The sequence below is a fragment of the Pseudomonas sp. TCU-HL1 genome (assembly GCF_001708505.1).
GTDB lineage: Bacteria > Pseudomonadota > Gammaproteobacteria > Pseudomonadales > Pseudomonadaceae > Metapseudomonas.
Genome location: NZ_CP015992.1, coordinates 2,649,613 through 2,668,223 on the forward strand (window position 1 = coordinate 2,649,613; position 18,611 = coordinate 2,668,223).

The 18,611-nt window shown below is 63.2% G+C and carries 15 protein-coding genes; all 15 read right to left on the bottom strand.

Features of this window, described 5'->3' with window-relative positions; all coding sequences use genetic code 11:
- Nucleotides 1–8: 8 nt before the first annotated feature.
- Entirely contained in the window at nucleotides 9–998 is a 990-nt protein-coding gene (nuoH, locus tag THL1_RS12270; RefSeq protein WP_069083529.1) for an NADH-quinone oxidoreductase subunit NuoH, read from the bottom strand.
- Nucleotides 995–3,703 (bottom strand): NADH-quinone oxidoreductase subunit NuoG, encoded by a 2,709-nt coding sequence (gene nuoG, locus THL1_RS12275; protein WP_069083530.1) that lies wholly within the window; start codon nucleotides 3,701–3,703, stop codon nucleotides 995–997. Before nuoG ends, nuoH begins: the two co-directional genes overlap by 4 nt.
- 96 nt (nucleotides 3,704–3,799) lie before the next feature.
- Nucleotides 3,800–5,146, bottom strand: a complete 1,347-nt coding sequence (nuoF, locus tag THL1_RS12280; RefSeq protein WP_069083531.1) for an NADH-quinone oxidoreductase subunit NuoF — start codon at nucleotides 5,144–5,146, stop codon at nucleotides 3,800–3,802.
- Entirely contained in the window at nucleotides 5,143–5,643 is a 501-nt protein-coding gene (nuoE, locus tag THL1_RS12285; RefSeq protein WP_145928290.1) for an NADH-quinone oxidoreductase subunit NuoE, read from the bottom strand. The genes nuoF and nuoE overlap by 4 nt, the downstream gene beginning before the upstream one ends.
- Complete coding sequence (gene nuoC / locus THL1_RS12290) at nucleotides 5,640–7,421, bottom strand: NADH-quinone oxidoreductase subunit C/D (RefSeq protein ID WP_069083533.1); 1,782 nt, start codon at nucleotides 7,419–7,421, stop codon at nucleotides 5,640–5,642. Before nuoC ends, nuoE begins: the two co-directional genes overlap by 4 nt.
- A 62-nt stretch (nucleotides 7,422–7,483) precedes the next feature.
- Nucleotides 7,484–8,161, bottom strand: coding sequence for a NuoB/complex I 20 kDa subunit family protein (locus tag THL1_RS12295; protein WP_028628745.1), 678 nt, complete (start codon nucleotides 8,159–8,161; stop codon nucleotides 7,484–7,486).
- A gap of 10 nt (nucleotides 8,162–8,171) precedes the next feature.
- Nucleotides 8,172–8,585, bottom strand: coding sequence for an NADH-quinone oxidoreductase subunit A (locus THL1_RS12300; protein ID WP_069083534.1), 414 nt, complete (start codon nucleotides 8,583–8,585; stop codon nucleotides 8,172–8,174).
- 491 nt (nucleotides 8,586–9,076) lie between these two features.
- The gene (locus THL1_RS12305) at nucleotides 9,077–11,071 is read right to left on the bottom strand and encodes a PhoX family protein (protein ID WP_069083535.1); all 1,995 of its coding nucleotides are present in this window, start codon (nucleotides 11,069–11,071) and stop codon (nucleotides 9,077–9,079) included.
- A 119-nt stretch (nucleotides 11,072–11,190) separates the two neighbouring features.
- Entirely contained in the window at nucleotides 11,191–11,790 is a 600-nt protein-coding gene (locus THL1_RS12310; protein ID WP_069083536.1) for a murein L,D-transpeptidase catalytic domain-containing protein, read from the bottom strand.
- 168 nt (nucleotides 11,791–11,958) lie between these two features.
- Nucleotides 11,959–13,554, bottom strand: a complete 1,596-nt coding sequence (locus tag THL1_RS12315) for an isocitrate lyase (RefSeq protein WP_069083537.1) — start codon at nucleotides 13,552–13,554, stop codon at nucleotides 11,959–11,961.
- A gap of 509 nt (nucleotides 13,555–14,063) precedes the next feature.
- Nucleotides 14,064–14,873 carry a secretin N-terminal domain-containing protein gene (locus THL1_RS12320; RefSeq protein ID WP_069083538.1) on the bottom strand — a complete coding sequence of 270 codons (810 nt, stop codon included), beginning with the start codon at nucleotides 14,871–14,873 and terminating at the stop codon, nucleotides 14,064–14,066.
- Nucleotides 14,870–15,499, bottom strand: a complete 630-nt coding sequence (locus tag THL1_RS12325) for a histone acetyltransferase HPA2 (RefSeq protein WP_069083539.1) — start codon at nucleotides 15,497–15,499, stop codon at nucleotides 14,870–14,872. The genes THL1_RS12320 and THL1_RS12325 overlap by 4 nt, the downstream gene beginning before the upstream one ends.
- Nucleotides 15,500–15,507: 8 nt before the next feature.
- Entirely contained in the window at nucleotides 15,508–15,933 is a 426-nt protein-coding gene (locus THL1_RS12330) for a GNAT family N-acetyltransferase (protein ID WP_069083540.1), read from the bottom strand.
- On the bottom strand, nucleotides 15,926–17,092 hold the full coding sequence (locus THL1_RS12335) for a cupin domain-containing protein (RefSeq protein ID WP_069083541.1): 1,167 nt from the start codon (nucleotides 17,090–17,092) through the stop codon (nucleotides 15,926–15,928). The genes THL1_RS12330 and THL1_RS12335 overlap by 8 nt, the downstream gene beginning before the upstream one ends.
- Before the next feature lie 60 nt (nucleotides 17,093–17,152).
- Nucleotides 17,153–18,523, bottom strand: coding sequence for an adenylosuccinate lyase (gene purB, locus THL1_RS12340; protein WP_069083542.1), 1,371 nt, complete (start codon nucleotides 18,521–18,523; stop codon nucleotides 17,153–17,155).
- Between the last annotated feature and the right edge of the window lie 88 nt (nucleotides 18,524–18,611).

The following is an 18,611-nucleotide window of genomic DNA, read 5'->3' on the forward strand; positions in this document are numbered from 1 at the left end:
GTTTCTCCTTACTGGGCCGCCAGCACGAGCGCGCCGGTCACCAGCAGGTTGATCAGGGTCAGCGGCAGGCACACCTTCCAGCTGAAGGCCATCACCTGGTCATAGCGCGGGCGCGGGATGGACGCGCGCAGCAGGATGAACAGCATGATGAAGAAGCCGGTCTTGAGCGCGAACCAGATGAAGGGGATCTGCGGCAGGATGCCGAACGGGCCATGCCAACCGCCGAAGAACAGGGTCACGAGCAGGGCGGAGATCAGCACGATGCCAATGTATTCACCCACGAAGAACATGCCCCACTTCATGCCGGCGTACTCGATGTGGTAGCCGTCAGCCAGTTCCTGTTCCGCTTCCGGCTGGTCGAAGGGGTGACGGTGGGTCACGGCGACGCCGGCGATGATGAAGGTACAGAAGCCGAAGAACTGCGGAATGATGAACCACAGGTTCTGGGCCTGGTATTCAACGATGTCGCGCATGTTGAAGGAACCGACCTGGGCCACGATGCCCATCAGCGACAGCGCCAGGAACACCTCGTAGGAGATGGTCTGGGCCGAGGCGCGCAGGCTGCCGAGCAGGGCGAACTTGTTGTTGCTCGACCAGCCGGCGAAGAGCACTGCGTAGACCGCGATGCCGGCCATGGCGAAGAAGAACAGGATGCCGATGTTCAGGTCGGCCACGCCCCAGGTGGGGGTGACCGGCACCACGGCGAAAGCCACCAGCAGGGCGCTCATCGCGATGATGGGCGCCAGGGTGAAGATCAGCTTGTCGGCGAACGGCGGGGTCCAGTCTTCCTTGAAGAACATCTTGATCATGTCGGCGCCCAACTGGAAGGCGCCGAACGGGCCCACGCGGTTCGGGCCGTAGCGGTCCTGCCACAGGCCCAGCAGGCGACGTTCCACCCAAGAAAGCAGCGCACCGCTCACAACCACCCCGAGAAGGATGACGATGGCCTTGAGGACGGCGACGACGATGTCGATCAGTTCGGGCGTCAGCCAGCTCATTGCGCGGACTCCTGTACGGCAGTGACGACGGCACCGGCGAAGGTGGCCGGGATGCCCGGCAGGCCGGCAGGCAGGCCGATCAGGCCGATGCCCAGCTCCTCCTTGACGGAAAGCGGCAGACGCAGGGTCTGGCCGTTGACGGTCAGGGCGAGCAGGGCGCCGTCATTGACGCCGAGGCGATCGGCTTCGTCCTTGGCCATGGCCACGTAAGGCTGCGGGATGCGCTCTTGCACCGGCGCGGCGCGGGAGCTGTTCTCCTCGCTGCCGAACAGGTGGTGCAGCGGCACAGCCTGCCAGGTGCCCTGGGCCGGGTTGAAGGCGGCGTTGACGCCGAACCAGGGGAGAACCTGGCCCTTGGCTTCGATCAGGCGAACGCCCGGGTCGCCAGCGCGCAGGTGACCACCGACTTCGTCCTGGAACTTGTTCCAGGCTTGCGGCGAGTTCCAGCCCGGGGACCAGGCGAAGGGAATCTGCTGACGGGCTTCGGTGCTGCCGGCATAGCCTTCCATGGAGAAGGCGAAGGCCGAGTCCTTGTCCTGCGGCTGACGCGGCTCGTGCACGCTGATGTTGGCGCGCATGGCGGTGCGGCCGCTGTAGCGGTGCGGTTCGCGGGCGAGCTTCATGCCCTTGATGCGGAACGAGGCGCTCGGCGCGGCATCGCGGATGCCGGCCAGCAGCGCGCTGCTGTCGGCGCAGGCGGCGGTGACCTGGTCGAGCTGGGTCCAGTCGACGGACTTGCCCAGCAGGGTGCTGTGCAGTGCGTGCAACCAGCGCCAGCCCTCGCGGACCAGGATGCTGTCGTCGTAGTAGCTCGGATCAAAGACCTGGAAGTAGCGCTGGGCGCGACCTTCCAGGCTAACCAGGGTGCCGTCGCCTTCGGCGAAGCTGGCCGCCGGCAGTACCAGGTGGGCGCGCAGGGCGGTCGCGGTCTGCTGGTGGTCGGCCACGATGACGACCTGGGCGGCGGCCAAGGCGGCATCAACCTTGGCGGCGTCGGCGCGGCGGTACAGGTCGTTTTCCAGGACCACGACAGCATCGGCCTTGCCGGAGGTCAGGGCTGCCAGAGCCGCGTCGACGGACTCACCGCCAAACAGGGCCAGGCCCATGCTGTTGGCTTCCGGAACCACGAGGCTGAGGGAACCGTTCTTCTCACGATTCTTCAGGGCGCTGGCAATGTTGGCGGCGGCTTCGATCAAAGCCTTCTCGCCCAGCGAGGCGCCCGAGATCACTAGCGGGCGCTTGGCTTTGATCAGGGCGTCGGCGATGCGCTTGACCAGCTCGGCGGCTTCGCTTTCCAGACCTTCCACGGCCGGGGCGCTCGGGTCGATGGCGTGAGCCACGGCGAAACCGATGCGGGCGAGGTCGGCCGGGGCGGCGTGGACGCTTTCAGCGGCGACGTCATCCAGGCGAGTGGCGGCAACGCTGGCGATGAACAGCGGGTTCAGGGCGTCCTGGGCGACGTTCTGCACGGCGGCCATGTGCCAATCCTGGATCTTCATCGAGGCGGCGATTTCGGTGGCCTTGCCCTTGACGGCCTGACGCAGGGCGAGGGCCATGCGGGCAGCGGTCTGGGTCAGGTCTTCGCCGAGGACGAAGATGGCGTCGTGCTGCTCGATGTCGCGCAGGGTGGGCACCGGCAGCGGGCCGTTCTGCAGGATGTCGCGGATCAGGCGCAGGTTGGCGAGCTCGGCGGCGGCGATGCCAGAGTAATAGTTCTCGGCGCCGACCAGCTCACGCAGGGCGAAGTTGCCTTCGAGGCTGGCGCGGGGCGAGCCGATGCCGATCACGCGCTTGCCCTTGAGCAGTTCGGCGGCCTTGTCCAGGGCGCCGTCCAGGCTCAGCTTCTGGTTGCCCAGCAGCGGCTGGCGCGGGCGGTCTTCGCGGTTGACGTAGCCATAGCCGAAGCGGCCGCGGTCGCACAGGAAGTACTGGTTCACCGAGCCGTTGAAGCGGTTCTCGATGCGGCGGATCTCGCCGTAGCGCTCACCGGGGCTGATGTTGCAGCCGCTGGAGCAGCCTTGGCAGATGCTCGGGGCGAACTGCATGTCCCATTTGCGGTTGTAGCGCTCGGAGTGGGTTTTGTCGGTGAACACGCCGGTCGGGCAGACCTCGACCAGGTTGCCGGAGAACTCGCTCTCCAGCACGCCGTCTTCGACGCGGCCGAAGTAGACGTTGTCGTGGGCACCGTAGACGCCGAGGTCAGTGCCGCCGGCGTAGTCCTTGTAGTAGCGCACGCAGCGGTAGCAGGCGATGCAGCGGTTCATCTCGTGGGAGATGAACGGGCCGAGCTGCTGGTTCTGGTGGGTACGCTTGGTGAAGCGGTAGCGACGGGCGTTGTGGCCGGTCATTACCGTCATGTCCTGCAGGTGGCAGTGACCACCTTCCTCGCACACCGGGCAGTCGTGCGGGTGGTTGGTCATCAACCATTCGACGACGCTGGCGCGGAATTGCTTGGCCTCTTCGTCGTCGATGGAAATCCAGGAGTTGTCGGTGGCGGGGGTCATGCAGGACATGACCAGGCGACCGCGTTTGTCGTTCTCGTCGGTGTACTGCTTCACCGCGCACTGGCGGCAGGCGCCGACGCTACCGAGCGCCGGGTGCCAGCAGAAGTAGGGGATGTCGAGTCCGAGGGACAGACAGGCCTGCAGGAGGTTGTCTGCACCATCGACTTCGAGCGTCTTGCCGTCTACGTGGATAGTGGCCATGGTTCAGTCTTCATCTGCCCGTTTGACCGGGCTTGGCTAATGGAATCAGTGTGCGCACGGGGCCGGGTGAGCGGCCGCCATGGCGAATTCTTCTTCTCAGGCGCCGACCGGGATCGGTCGCGCTGCCGGAATCTCTCGGGCGATGCCTGCCTCGAATTCCGGACGGAAATACTTCATCGCACTGCCCAGCGGCTCGACGGCGCCCGGTGCGTGGGCGCAGAACGTCTTGCCTGGGCCGAGGAAGTTGACGAGCTGCTCCAGCGTCTCCAGGTCGCCGGGTTGGCCTTCGCCGCGCTCCAGGGCGCGCAGGAGCTTGACGCTCCACGGCAGGCCGTCGCGGCAGGGCGTGCACCAGCCGCAGGACTCACGGGCGAAGAACTCTTCCATGTTGCGCAGCAGGGAGACCATGTTGATGCTGTCGTCCACGGCCAGGGCCAGGCCGGTCCCCATACGGGTGCCCACCTTGGCGATGCCGGCGGCGTACATGGGGGCGTCCAGGTGTTCCGGAAGCAGGAAGCCGGTACCGGCACCGCCGGGCTGCCAGGCTTTCAGCTTGAATCCGTCGCGCATCCCACCAGCGTAGTCTTCGAACAGCTCACGGGCAGGAACACCGAAGGGCAGCTCCCAGAGGCCGGGGTTCTTCACCTTGCCGGAGAAGCCCATGAGCTTGGTGCCCATGTCTTCGCTGCCCGGGCGGGCGAGGGTCTTGTACCAGTCCACGCCGTTGGCGACGATCGCCGGCACGTTGCACAGGGTCTCGACGTTGTTGACGCAAGTGGGCTTGCCCCAGACGCCGACAGCGGCGGGGAAGGGCGGCTTGGAGCGCGGGTTGGCGCGGCGGCCTTCGAGGGAGTTGATCAGCGCGGTCTCTTCACCACAGATGTAACGGCCTGCGCCGGTGTGGACGAAGAGTTCGAAATCGAAGCCGCTGCCGAGGATGTTCTTGCCCAGCAGGCCGGCGGCCTTGGCTTCCTCGATTGCACGGTTGAGGTTGTTCGCCGCGTCGACGTATTCGCCGCGCAGGAAGATGTAGCCGCGATAGGCCTTGAGGGCGCGGGCGCTGATCAGCATGCCTTCCACCAGCAGGTGGGGCTGCTGTTCCATCAGCATGCGGTCCTTCCAGGTGTTGGGTTCCATTTCGTCCGCGTTGCACAGCAGGTAGCGGATGTTCATGGATTCGTCGGCCGGCATCAGGCCCCACTTCACGCCGGTGGGGAAGCCCGCACCGCCGCGGCCTTTCAGGCCGGAGTCCTTGACCTGCTGCACGATGTCGGCCTGGGCCATTTCGGTCAGGGCCTTGCGTGCGGCGGCGTAGCCGTTCTTCTGCTGGTATTCCTCGAGCCACACCGGCTGCGCGTCTTCGCGCAGGCGCCAGGTCAGCGGATGGGTTTCTTCGCTGCGGGCGATGCGGTTGGCCGGGCCAATGGAGGTAAGGGTCTTCACTGGTAGGCCTCCAGCAACTGGGCAACGCCATCAGGCTGGACGTCGCCGAAGGTGTCGTCGTCGATCATCACGGCCGGGGCTTTGTCGCAGTTGCCCAGGCAGCAGACCGGCAGCAGGGTGAAGCGGTTGTCGGTGGTGGTCTGGCCGAGGCCGATGCCGAGCTGCTTCTGCATTTCGGCAACGACGGACTCATGACCGCCCACGTAGCAGGTCATGCTGTCGCACACGCGGATCACGTGGCGGCCGACCGGCTGACGGAAGATCTGGCTATAGAAGGTCGCCACGCCTTCGACGTCGCTGGCGGGGATGCCGAGGATCGCGCCAATGGCGTCAGCGGCGCCGTCCGGCACCCAGCCACGCTCTTTCTGGACGATCTTCAGGGCTTCGATGGACGCCGCGCGCGGGTCCTCGTAGTGATGCATTTCGTGCTCGATGGCCGAGCGCTCGGTTTCGCTGAGGACGAAACGGTCGGTCTGGATAAGGGTGCTCATGATCAGCGGTCCACGTCAGCCATTACGAAGTCGATACTGCCCAGGTAGGCGATCAGGTCTGCCACCATGCTGCCGCGGATCACCGAGGGGATCTGCTGCAGGTGGGGGAAACTGGGCGTCCGGATCCGGGTGCGGTAGCTCATGGTGCTGCCGTCGCTGGTGAGGTAGTAGCTGTTGATGCCCTTGGTCGCCTCGATCATCTGGAAGGCTTCGTTGGCCGGCATGACCGGGCCCCAGGAAACCTGCAGGAAGTGGGTGATGAGGGTCTCGATGTGCTGCAGCGTGCGCTCTTTCGGCGGCGGCGTGGTCAGCGGGTGGTCGGCCTTGTACGGGCCTTCCGGCATGTTCTTCAGGCACTGGTCGATGATGCGGATGCTCTGGCGCATCTCTTCCACGCGGACCATGCAGCGGTCGTAGGCATCACCGTTGTGGGCCAGGGGTACTTCAAACTCGAAGTTTTCATAGCCGGAGTACGGGCGGGCCTTGCGCAGGTCGAAGTCGCAGCCGGTGGAGCGCAGGCCGGCACCGGTAACACCCCACTCGAGGGCTTCCTTGGTGTTGTACTGGGCCACGCCGACGGTGCGGCCCTTGAGGATGCTGTTCTTCAGGGCAGCCTTGGTGTACTCGTCGAGGCGCTTGGGCAGCCATTCGACGAATTCTTTCACCAGGCCGTCCCAGCCGCGCGGCAGGTCGTGGGCGACGCCGCCAATGCGGTACCAGGCCGGGTGCAGGCGGAAACCGGTAACGGCTTCGATCACCTTGTAGGCGCGCTGGCGGTCGGTGAAGGTGAAGAACACCGGGGTCATGGCGCCCACGTCCTGGATATAGGTGCCCAGGAACAGCAGGTGGCTGGTGATTCGGAAGAACTCGGCCATCATCACGCGGATGAAGTCGACGCGCTGCGGCACCTTGATGCCGGCGAGCTTCTCGACCGCGAGGACGTACGGCAGGTTGTTCATCACGCCACCGAGGTAGTCGATACGGTCGGTGTAAGGAATGAAACTGTGCCAGGACTGGCGCTCGGCCATCTTCTCGGCACCACGGTGGTGGTAACCGACTTCCGGCACGCAGTCGACGATCTCTTCGCCGTCCAGCTGCAGGATGATACGGAAGGCACCGTGGGCGGAGGGGTGGTTCGGGCCGAGGTTGAGGAACATGTAGTCCTCGTTCTCGCCGTGGCGCTTCATGCCCCAGTCTTCCGGGCGGAAGCGCGCGGCTTCTTCTTCAAGCTGATGCTTGGCCAGGGTCAGGCTGAAGGGGTCGAATTCGGTGGCGCGCGCCGGGTAGTCCTTGCGCAGTGGGTGACCTTCCCAGGTGTTGGGCATCATGATCCGCGACAGGTGCGGGTGGCCGGCGAAGGTGATGCCGTACATGTCCCAGACTTCCCGCTCGTACCAGTTGGCGTTGGGCCAGATACCGGTGACGGTAGGAAGGTTGAGGTCGCCCTCGGACAAGGCCACCTTGATCATCACGTCACTATTACGTTCCAGCGACATCAGGTGGTAGAACACCGTGAAATCGGCATTCGGCAGGCCGCGGCGCTGGGTGCGCAGGCGCTCGTCCACGCCATGCAGGTCGTACAGCATGACGTAGGGGCGCGGGAGATTGCGCAGGAACTTGAGGACGTCGATCAGCTTGTCACGGGCGACCCAGATCACCGGCATGCCGGTACGGGTCGACTGGATGGTCAGGCTTTCGGCGCCAAAGCGGGAATTGAGCTCTACGACGACGTCTTGGTCGTCAGCCTTGTAAGGCGGAATGGACAGAACGGTGTCTGCAGTCATGGTCTCGGTCGCTATTCGTCAACGTAAAGAATGAGCCTGGGGTCTTCCGGAGAAGAACAGGCTCAGACTTCGTCGGGGCTGCGCAGGTTGGTGACCTGAATACGCTGTTCGCGGCGCTTCTCTCGCTCGGAGGGCATGTCGGCACGGTAGATGCCTTGGTCCCCAACGACCCAGGATAGCGGGCGGCGCTCCTGGCCGATGGATTCCTGCAACAGCATCAGGCCTTGCAGGAACGCCTCCGGACGGGGCGGGCAGCCGGGAATGTAGACGTCCACGGGAAGGAACTTGTCCACGCCCTGAACGACCGAATAAATATCGTACATGCCACCGGAGTTCGCGCACGAACCCATGGAAATTACCCACTTCGGTTCCAGCATCTGCTCATAGAGACGCTGGATGACCGGCGCCATCTTGATGAAGCAGGTGCCGGCGATGACCATGAAGTCCGCCTGGCGTGGTGATGCACGAATGACCTCCGCACCGAATCGCGCGATGTCGTGCGGCGCGGTGAAGGCGGTGGTCATCTCCACGTAGCAGCAGGAGAGGCCAAAGTTGTACGGCCACAGGGAGTTCTTGCGACCCCAGTTGACTGCGCCGTTGAGAACATCCTCAAGCTTGCCCAGGAAGATGTTCTTATGCACCTGATCTTCTAGCAGCGGGTCGGAAACGGTCTCCCGTTCGCCGATCGGATACTGCTCGTAAGTGGCATCCGGATCGATCCGAGTAAGTTTGTATTGCATTGCCAAAGCCTCATTGTTTTAGCTTCGCCTGCCGCTTGCGACGACCTTCGGGAGCCCAATCAAGCGCCCCGATGCGCCATAGGTAGACAAGACCTGCCAACAGAATTGCTATGAAAATGGTTGCTTCGATAAAACCGGCCCAACCGCTTTCGCGGACGGAAACGGACCAAGCGAAGAGAAAGAGGGCTTCGACGTCGAAGATCACGAAGAGCATCGCGACCAGATAGAACTTTGCGGAGAGGCGCAGGCGAGCGCTGCCGGTGGGGAGCATGCCGGATTCGAAGGGGTCGTTCTTGCTGCGGCCGATGGACTTGCTGCCCAGCAGGCTCGAGACGCCGATCATGAAGGCACAGAGGCCGACGACGCCTAGCAGGAAAATAGCGAAACCCCAGTTGTGGGACATGATGGCAGCAGCTTCCGACATGCCGGAACTCCTTAAGACAAGGAACGGCGTTCACTTGCGTTAAAAGGTTTAATGCCGAGCATTTAATGATGCCCTGGCAATCGATTCCGACAATTTTATGCCCGACCGGGCGTGCAAGTAAATTTTTCAGGCCAAAAAATTGCCCACGCAGCCGGATTTTTGGCCTCTTGTTTGCCTGTAAGCCTTTGGTGGCGGGGCTTTCAGGAATTTGTTAGGCCTTGGTCGGATTGCGGCCTTATGTCGCAGTCAGGGGAAGAGATTGTGGGTAATGATAGTCATTAGCATTTGATTGGTGGTTAATTAGTCACTACACGTGAGTTGTCTTGTGAAACTAATAAACTGCCCAAAAAAATATGTGTAAATCCTTCCTAAGTTGAACTTCGGGTCGCTTTCATAATTGCGACAATTACATTTGTTTTTGTTCATGCATCCTTGCGAGTCAGGAAAAAAGAGGCCGACCCGCAAGGGTCGGCCAAGAGCCTTGCGGGGAATCAGAGCAGTCGGCGCCCATCCTCGCGGGTGATGACAACAGTGGAAGAGCGCGGGCGCTTGCCGGGGCCATCCGGCCAGGCGCTGAGCAGGTTGGTGGCCGTGGAGCCTTCGCCGGGGTGCTGGATGTTGACGAACAGGGTACGGAAATCCGGTGTTGCGCTGATCCCGGTGACTTCCGCGCCCAGGGGGCCGACCAGGAAGCGTTTCATCTCTCCACTGCGTGGATCCGCCACCAGCATCTGGTTGTTGCCGAAGGGGCCGGCGCTGAGCTGGCTGCCACTCATGTCGGTCTGGATCCACAGGCGTCCTTCGTCGTCGAACCAGAGACCGTCGGGGCTGGCGAGGATGTTCTGTGCACCCAGGGGCTTGCCATTCGGGCCGCGGCTGTCGCCTTCGGGGCCGGCGAGCAGGAAGATGTTCCAGTCGAAACGGCGGCCTGCGTGGTCGCGGCTGTTTTCACGCCAGCGGATGATGTGGCCGTAGGCATTGGCTGGGCGGGGGTTGGCGGCATCGGCGGTGGTGCGCGCGGTGTTGTTGGTGAGGGTGAAATAGACCTCGCCGTTATCGGGATTCACGGCGCCCCATTCCGGGCGGTCCATACGCGTGGCACCCACGACGTCGGCAGCCTGGCGCGTGTTGATCAGCACTTCGCCCTGGTCGGCGAAGGTCACGCCTGCGACGTTGCAGGCCTTGAGGAAGTTGCGATCGTTGATGTCCAGGGCCAGCCAGTCGCCGCTACCGTCGGCGTTGAAGCGTGCGACGTACAGGGTGCCTTCATCCAGCAGGCGGCCGTTGGCCTGGCCGGGGCGGTACTTGTCGCGGCTGACGTACTTGTAGATGTACTCGTTCTGCGAGTCGTCGCCGGAGTAGCAGACTACCGGGCGGCCGGGCTTCACGGGGGCGAAAATCAGCCCTTCATGGGCAAAGCGACCGAGGGCGGTGTGTTTGACCGGCGTTGAGTCCGGGTCAAAGGGGTCGATTTCGACGATCCAACCGAAATGGTTGGGCTCATTGCGGTAGTCGCCCTTGGCGTCGGCGGCTTTGCGGGTGGCGTCGAAGCGTTCGAATTCGTCGCCCGGCAAAGTTTCCCAGCCGAAGCGGCTGCTATTGCGCAGGCCGTAGCGTTTGAGTTCGCGCGGCAGATCGGTGTCGCGAGTGGCGAAGTAGCCTGCCCAGTTCTCTTCGCAGGTGAGGTAGGTGCCCCACGGCGTAAAGCCGTTGGAGCAATTGTTCTGAGTGCCACGAGTGGCGGTGCCTTGCGGGCTGTAGCGGGTCTGTAGCAGTTTGTGACCACGGGCCGGGCCGGCGATTTTCATGGGTGTGGCGGCCGTGATGCGGCGGTTGCGACGGCTGGGCACCACTTCCCATTCGCCATTTACATTGCGGCGGATTTCCACCACGGAAACACCGTGGGCATTGATTTCCTTGCGCACTTCTTCGGCGATGACGCGTTTGCCGCCCACGACGGTCGGACCGTTGGGGTGCAGCAGCGGGGCGTCGATGTATTCATGGTTGAGCACCAGGAGGCCGTGGTCCGAGCGCATGCCGATTCCGCGACGTGCATCGATCGGGAAAAAGTGCATGCCGTCATGGTGCATGCCGATCTGCTCGGCCTGGTCCTGCGCGCTGTTGCTGGCGTCTTCGGCGAAGGCCGGGTAGCGACCGGTGATTGGCGTGCCCCATGGGATAAAGGGGGTGGCCTTGTAGCCCGGCGGTACGGAAATGGTGTCGGCGCGGCCGCTGGGGATGGCCTCGAAAGGCAGGCGTGCACGCGGCTTGAGCGGGAAGCCTTTCGCCTGGGGTTCAGCGGCCAGTGCGTCTCCAGGGGCGGCGGCGCCGAGGAAGGCGAGGGCGCTCATGGCGGCGCCGCCAATCAGCACCTGGCGACGATTGAGCCCGCTGATCAGGTCGTTGATGTGCGGGTTGTCAGAGGTGTTGCTGGGTAGCTCGTCGCCGTTGCCAAAGAGCACGGCATTGTCGTTTTGTTGGTTCAAGGCGGATCTCCACGCAGGCGAATCGACGGAGACCTGACGCTAATGGCTCAACACGACGGAACCATGACAGTACGATGGATATGCTGTTGCGTGGGACGTGCCGCACAGATCGCGAGCGCTTACTGATGCGCAAACGCCTGTCCTTTCTGGCTGATGGCGAATATCAGTGCACCACCCTCCAGCTCTTCGATAACCCTGTCACGGTCGGCGCTGGCCAGGACCAGGCAGCCATGGCTGCGTCCCGGTACGCCGTGCTGGCGGATGAAGTCCTCCTCCATATAGGTGTTGGCGTGGATGACGATGGCGCGCTCTTCGGCATTGCTGTTGGTCTGGCTGAGGCCGATGAGTCGCATGGAGCGGCCATGCCCTGGCTCCTCGCTATCGAAAACATCGGAGGTGCGGAACTCGCCCAGTGAAGTTGCGCGGCTGCCCGGTGCGTTGGAGAAGCTGTCGGCGTGGCCATCATGGTCCGGGTCCGAGCCCTTGCCGTGGGCGACGCGGTAACGGCCAAGCAAGGCATGGTTACGGCTGTCGAACAAGTAGAGGCGCGGCAGTGCGGATGCGCGCCCGTAGTCGACCACGGCGAAGCGTGGATGTCGGCCGGTCTTGAGTCCGTCAAGGATCTCGCCCAGTTGCGGCTGGCTGACCAGCAGCTCCAGGTCGCTGGCGCGAAGGGCGGGAGAGAGGAGCAGGAGAATCAGCAGCAGGGTTCGGGGCATGGCTGGGCTCCGGGGTTTTGCTGATTCTAGAAAGGCGGGGAGGCTTGGCAACCCGCTGCGGACGATCGGGTAGTGGAGCGCCCTTAAAAAGGAAACCCCGGTGCAGGCACCGGGGTCCTCTGACTCGCCATGTCCGGCCGATGCGTGGTCGGCCGGTGGCAGTTCCTCTTAGTGGAACTGGTTCATGGTGTTGTCTTTGCCGCTCGCTTTCAGAGCAGCTTCGCCAGCGAAGTACTCTTTATGGTTATCGCCGATGTCGGAGCCAGCCATGTTCTGGTGCTTGACGCAGGCGATGCCCTGACGGAGTTCCTGACGCTGCACGCCCTTCACGTAGGCCAGCATGCCTTGGTCGGCGAAGTAGCCCTTGGCCAGGTTGTCGGTGGACAGGGCCGCGGTGTGGTAGGTCGGCAGGGTAATCAGGTGGTGGAAGATGCCGGCGTGGGCCGAACCGTCGCGCTGGAAGGTACGGATCTTCTCGTCTGCAACCTGGGCCAGTTCGGTTTCGTCGTACTCGACGCTCATCAGCTTGGCGCGGTCGTAGGCGGATACGTCTTTGCCTTCGGCAACGAACGCATCGAACACTTGCTGGCGGAAGTTCAGGGTCCAGTTGAAGGACGGGCTGTTGTTGTACACCAGCTTGGCGTTCGGGATGACCTGGCGGATGCGGTCAACCATGCCTTTGATCTGGCCAACGTGCGGCTTCTCGGTTTCGATCCACAGCAGGTCGGCGCCGTTCTGCAGCGAGGTGATGCAGTCCAGGACGCAGCGATCTTCGCCGGTGCCCTTGCGGAACTGGAACAGGTTGCTCGGCAGGCGCTTCGGACGCAGCAGCTTGCCACCGCGGTTGATCACCACGTCGCCGTTCTGCAGGTCGGCGGCGCTGATTTCGTCGCAGTCCAGGAAGGAGTTGTACTGGTCGCCCAGGTCACCCGGTTGCTTGGTCACGGCGATCTGCTTGGTCAGGCCGGCACCCAGGGAGTCGGTACGGGCAACGATCACACCGTCGTCAACGCCCAGTTCGAGGAAGGCGTAGCGAACAGCGTTGATCTTGGCGAGGAAGTCTTCGTGCGGAACGGTCACTTTGCCGTCCTGGTGGCCGCACTGCTTTTCGTCGGATACCTGATTCTCGATCTGGATGCAGCAGGCACCCGCTTCGATCATTTTCTTGGCCAGCAGGTAGGTGGCTTCCGGGTTACCGAAACCGGCGTCGATGTCGGCGATGATCGGTACTACGTGGGTCTCGTAGCCGTCGATCTGGGCCTGGATCTCGTCCTGCTTGGCTTTGTCGCCAGCGGCGCGGGCAGCGTCCAGGGCGGTGAACAGCAGGTCCAGTTCGCGGGCGTCAGCCTGGCGCAGGAAGGTGTAGAGCTCTTCGATCAGGCCGGAAACGGCAGTCTTCTCGTGCATGGACTGGTCGGGCAGCGGGCCAAAGTCGGAGCGCAGCGCGGCAACCATCCAGCCGGAGAGGTAGAGGTAGCGCTTGTTGGTGGTCTTCAGGTGCTTCTTGATGGAGATCAGCTTCTGCTGACCGATGAAGCCATGCCAGCAGCCCAGGGACTGGGTGTAGACGGAGGAGTCGGCGTCGTACTCGGCCATGTCCTTGCGCATGATGGCCGCGGTGTACTTGGCGATATCCAGACCGGTCTTGAAGCGGTTCTGGGCGCGCATGCGGGCAACCGACTCGGGGTTGATAGCGCTCCAGCTGTTGCCGTTCGCTTCTTTCAGAGCGGCAATGGCCTTGATGTCGTTTTGATAAGCGGACATGGTCAATCCTTCAAAGTGTGTATGTGGTTGAGCACCGACTTTCCCACTCAAAAACCTGCGTTCTGAAGGTTATTGCGGGTTGCTCACCGCAGCGCGTCGAAGGACCGACTGGAGAGATTTAGCTGGAGGAGGGGTGACTGACTGCAGACGCTCGCGAAATCGATGGGTGGTTTTGCGCTCTTCGATCACTTGCCGGTTCGTGGAAACCGTTGGGCGATCTGCCGGGCACTGCCTTCGATATTGCGATTGTTGCGGGTGCTTCCCCGTCCCTCAGGACAACCTCGTTCCAGTCGCAACCTCGTCGCACTGCCTTATGGGCTGTTACAACACGGATCGGCTCGGCTGGTTGGCTGGGAGCGCGATCCGGAGGCCCTTTCCAGGGCCCCTGGCTAGCGGGAGCGAGGCCATCATGCTCTTTCAAACAGGTGTTCGTCAAACGTTTTGTAGTGTTTTTTTAGCACTACTACATAAGACTTTCGGCTGAGACCGGCTGGTCTGAAAATGTGCGATCAGTCGACCGCTTCAACCTTGAGCCGCAGGGTCATGTCGTCGCGTCCCTGGGTGGTGCGGTGGCGGAGAAAACCGCTTTCGTCGGACTGGCTGCTTTCGTTCACGGCGCCGATGGTGATCCATTCGCCGAGCCGGCCGCTGACCTTTGTATCGGTGCTCTGCACATCGATCACGCCGGGCTGGTGGTTGTTCAGGCGGTCGCGGTTGCTGCTGATGCTGACGTGCACCAGTTCGCCACTGAGGGTGGCCGTGACGTAGAAGCCCTGGGTCACGTTGCGGTACTCGGTGTTGCTGTAGACCTCGCCATAGGGGCCACTGCTGGTGCTCGTGATGGGCACGCTCTGGCCAACCTGGATCAGGGCCGGGTAGCCCTCGGTGGCCTGCACCTGTTGCACGCCGCCACCACGGCTGTCGGTGTTGCGACGGATGATGCGCACCTGGTCGCGGCCGTGGACTTCGCCCCGTCCGGCCTGGACGTCCACGCCGCCAACGCTGGCCGAGCCATTGACGGCATAGCCGCGGTCACTCTGGAAGTTGCTGTCGCTGGTGTCGACGCTGATCAGCAGGCGTCGCGGACGGGTATCGAGCTGGTCCAGCAGGTTGCGCAGTTCGGTGATCCTGGCCGGCTCGGCATTGACGATCAGTTGGTTGCCATATGCGCTGACGCGCCCTTCGTTGCCCAGCACCGACTGAGCCATCGGCAGCAACTCATCCGCCGTGCGGTAGCGCAGCTGGATGAGCTCCGTGGCCGCCTGCAGGGGCAGGCAGGCCAGCAGGAGGAGGGCGGCGAGCAGGGCGCGTGGGGTCATATCAGGAAGCTCCGCAAATCGGGGTCGGTAATGCTCAGGTCCCAGGCTTGCTGAAAGCGGGTCTGCTGCAGCCGGGTCCTTCCGGGGTCGTTGTAGAGTGCGTAGCCCGAAAACTGCTCGGGTTCCGGGCGGACGAGCAGTCCGCGGTCGTCGGCGATCAGATAGGCGAGGTCCTCGGCCGGATGGTCGGGGTTGATGCGGCGAATCTGGAAATTGCTGGAGATGCGCCGGCTAAGGCTGAGCAGGCGATGGCCTTCCTTCACGACGCGGCTCAGGTCGCGAACCAGGATGCGCAGCTGGCACTTCGGGTCGCTGATGAGCAGGCGGGTGCAGGCTTGCTGAATGGCGCTGTTGTGATAGAGCCACGGTTCCAGGTCGGTGCTGTACAGGCAGAGCTGGCGGCGGGCCTGTTGCATCAGCGCGAGGGCATGGGCACGAGCGTCTTCCGGCGTGCTGAAGCGTTCGAGGCGATCATGGCTGCCGAGGGCAAAGGGAGCAGGCTCCCAACTGGGAGTTTCCGATTGTGCAGCCGGTGGGTTGTGAACGCTGAAGCGCCCCGGCGACTGAAACTCGATTGCCGGCAGCTCGACGTCGTTCTCAGTGGGGTCCGGGGCGTTCTCGTTCATCTGTGTCTCTACTGGCTTTCGCGCACCATGTCCACGTGGGGAATGCCAGCCTCGAGGAACTCGCTGCTGACGATCTTGAAGCCGTGGCGTTCGTAGAACGCAGTGGCATGCACCTGGGCGGACAGCATCTGGCGCTTCAGGCCTTGGCGCTCCGCTTCAGCGATGGCCGCCTGCAGCAGGCGGTCGCCCACCTTCAGTCCGCGCCAATCCTTGAGCACCGAAACGCGGCCGATGTGGCCGTCGGGAAGCAGGCGAGCGGTGCCGATAGCATAGTCCCGCTCGAAGGCGAGAAAGTGCACGGCGTCCGCATCTTCGGTGTCCCATTCCAGCTCCGGTGCGACGGACTGTTCGGCGATGAACACGGCCTCACGGATTCGACGCAGGTCGGCATTGTCCTTTTGCCAGTCGGCAACGCGGACGTGTATCTCACTCATCGGCAAACTCCAGACTTCCTTGCTTGACCAGTTCCAGAAGAAGCTTACGCCCCTCGTCATCGGCCAGCCATTGGCCGAGATTCTCCAGATGCAGGGCTTCGGCTGCGCAGATCAGCTTCAACAGCTCGCGCAACTCGCTCGGCAGCAGGCGGCTCTGGCCACTGGCGAAGAGCACCAGGCCGACGTCCACTTCGGACCAGGCTAGGCGTGCGCTGGGGTTGCGGATCAGTACCGCGCCGTCTTCGATGGCGCCGAGGAAGTCTTCTTCTTCCACTTCAGCGCCGGCCACCAGCTCGGGGTAGCGCGGCTCGGTCATGAACTGGCCGAACCAGGTCAGCAGCAGGCGCTCGTCGCTCATGTGCTCGTTGAGCAGGGTCTTGAGGCGGTCCAGGGCATCGCGCTGGATCTCATGCGGATCGCTGGCGGGGGCAGCGCCGGCATCGCTGTAGCGCTCTTCGTCCGGCAGGAACTGGGCGAGGAAGTCGGTGAAGTGAGTCAGCACTTCGGCGGCGCTGGGGGCGCGGAAGCCGACGGAGTAGGTCATGCAGTCGTCTTCGGCGATGCCGAAGTGGGCCAGGCGTGGCGGCAGGTAAAGCATGTCGCCGGGCTCCAGGACCCATTCGTCGGTCTGTTGGAAGTCGGCGAGGATGCGCAGGTCCGCGTGGGGCAGCAGGGCGCTTTCGGCGTCGCACATCTGGCCAATCTTCCAGTTGCGGCGGCCGTGGCCCTGCAGGAGAAACACGTCGTAGTTGTCGAAGTGCGGTCCTACGCCGCCACCGGGTGCGGCGAAGCTGATCATCACGTCATCGATGCGCCAGCTGGGCAGGAAGCGGAATTGCTCCAGCAGTTCCGCCACGTCCGGAACGAACTGATCGACGGCCTGGACCAGCAGCGTCCAGTCACGCTCAGGCAGGTTCTGGTAGGTGTCTTCGGCGAATGGGCCGCGACGCAGTTCCCAGGGGCGTTCGCCGTGCTCGAGAACCAGGCGCGATTCGACTTCCTCTTCCAGGGACAGGCCAGCCAGTTCGTCGGGGGAGATGGGGCTTTCGAATCCGGGGATGGCCTGACGGATCAGGAGTGGCTTCTTCTGCCAGTAATCGCGCAGGAATTCGCGCGCGGTAAGTCCGCCCAGAAGTTGAAGAGGAGTATCAGGATTCATGTCTAAGCCTTTGAAATAAAAACGCCCGGCACAGCCGGGCGTGCAATGGTTCAAAACCGATCAGATGCGCTTGGCCTGGGCTACGGCGTTGCCGATGTAGCTGGCGGGGGTCATTTTGCGCAGTTCGGCCTTGGCCTCGGCCGGAATATCCAGGCCATCGATGAAAGTCTGCAGGGCTTCCGGGCTGATGCCCTTGCCGCGGGTCAGTTCCTTGAGCTTCTCGTACGGATTCTCGATCGCGTAGCGGCGCATCACGGTCTGGATGGGCTCGGCAAGGACTTCCCAGCAGGCGTCCAGGTCTTCAGCAATGCGCTGAGCATTCAGCTCCAACTTGCTGATTCCCTTGAGGGTGGCCTCAAAGGCGATAACGCTGTGAGCGAAGCCAACGCCGAGGTTGCGCAGCACGGTGGAGTCGGTCAGGTCACGCTGCCAACGGGAGATCGGCAGCTTGCTGGCCAGATGCTGGAGCAGAGCGTTGGCGATGCCGAGGTTGCCTTCGGAGTTCTCGAAGTCGATTGGGTTGACCTTGTGCGGCATGGTGGACGAGCCGATCTCGCCGGCAATGGTCTTCTGCTTGAAGTAGCCGAGGGAGATGTAGCCCCAGACGTCGCGATCGAAGTCGATGAGGATGGTGTTGAAGCGGGCGACGGCGTCGAACAGCTCGGCAATGTAGTCGTGCGGTTCGATCTGGGTGGTGTAGGGGTTGAAGGTCAGCCCCAGGTCGCTTTCGATGAATTCGCGGGCGTTGGCTTCCCAGTCGACGTCCGGGTAGGCGGACAGATGGGCGTTGTAGTTGCCCACGGCACCGTTGATCTTGCCCAGCAGCGGCACGGCGGCTACCTGGGCGATCTGGCGCTCCAGGCGGTAGACGACGTTGGCCATTTCCTTGCCGAGGGTGGTCGGCGAGGCCGGCTGGCCGTGGGTGCGGGAGAGCATCGGCACGTCGGCGAAACGCACGGCCAGATCGCGGATGGCGTTGGCCAGCTGGCGCATCAGCGGTAGCACGACCTGGTCGCGGCCTTCACGCAGCATCAGGGCGTGGGACAGGTTGTTGATGTCCTCGCTGGTGCAGGCGAAGTGGATGAATTCGCTGACCTTGGCCAGTTCGGGCAGCTTGGCGGCCTGTTCCTTGAGCAGGTACTCCACGGCTTTCACGTCGTGGTTGGTGGTGCGCTCGATTTCCTTGATGCGCTCGGCATGCTCCAGCTGGAAGTCTTCGGCCAGCTTGTCGAGCAGGACATTGGCTTCGGCGGAGAAGGGCGCGACTTCCGGAATGCCGGCGTGGGCGGCGAGGCGCTGCAGCCAGCGGACCTCTACCTGGACGCGAAAACGGATCAGGCCGTATTCGCTGAAGATCGGGCGCAGGGCGTTGGTTTTGCCGGCGTAGCGGCCGTCTACGGGGGAAACCGCGGTGAGCGAGGAAAGCTGCATGAGTGCGTTCTCGGACAATCGGTCAACGAAAAGGGGCGCACATCATACATGGTTTTCTTTCCGCTCGCCGCTTCCGTGCCATGGTCGT

What these genes read in the sequence shown, in the direction of transcription:
- nuoH (WP_069083529.1), bottom strand. Translation starts at nt 998, where the DNA reads ATGAGCTGGCTGACGCCCGAACTGATCGACATCGTCGTCGCCGTCCTC.
- nuoG (WP_069083530.1), bottom strand. Translation starts at nt 3,703, where the DNA reads ATGGCCACTATCCACGTAGACGGCAAGACGCTCGAAGTCGATGGTGCA.
- nuoC (WP_069083533.1), bottom strand. Translation starts at nt 7,421, where the DNA reads ATGACTGCAGACACCGTTCTGTCCATTCCGCCTTACAAGGCTGACGAC.
- THL1_RS12295 (WP_028628745.1), bottom strand. Translation starts at nt 8,161, where the DNA reads ATGCAATACAAACTTACTCGGATCGATCCGGATGCCACTTACGAGCAG.
- THL1_RS12300 (WP_069083534.1), bottom strand. Translation starts at nt 8,585, where the DNA reads ATGTCGGAAGCTGCTGCCATCATGTCCCACAACTGGGGTTTCGCTATT.
- THL1_RS12310 (WP_069083536.1), bottom strand. Translation starts at nt 11,790, where the DNA reads ATGCCCCGAACCCTGCTGCTGATTCTCCTGCTCCTCTCTCCCGCCCTT.
- THL1_RS12315 (WP_069083537.1), bottom strand. Translation starts at nt 13,554, where the DNA reads ATGTCCGCTTATCAAAACGACATCAAGGCCATTGCCGCTCTGAAAGAA.
- THL1_RS12320 (WP_069083538.1), bottom strand. Translation starts at nt 14,873, where the DNA reads ATGACCCCACGCGCCCTGCTCGCCGCCCTCCTCCTGCTGGCCTGCCTG.
- THL1_RS12325 (WP_069083539.1), bottom strand. Translation starts at nt 15,499, where the DNA reads ATGAACGAGAACGCCCCGGACCCCACTGAGAACGACGTCGAGCTGCCG.
- THL1_RS12330 (WP_069083540.1), bottom strand. Translation starts at nt 15,933, where the DNA reads ATGAGTGAGATACACGTCCGCGTTGCCGACTGGCAAAAGGACAATGCC.
- THL1_RS12335 (WP_069083541.1), bottom strand. Translation starts at nt 17,092, where the DNA reads ATGAATCCTGATACTCCTCTTCAACTTCTGGGCGGACTTACCGCGCGC.
- purB (WP_069083542.1), bottom strand. Translation starts at nt 18,523, where the DNA reads ATGCAGCTTTCCTCGCTCACCGCGGTTTCCCCCGTAGACGGCCGCTAC.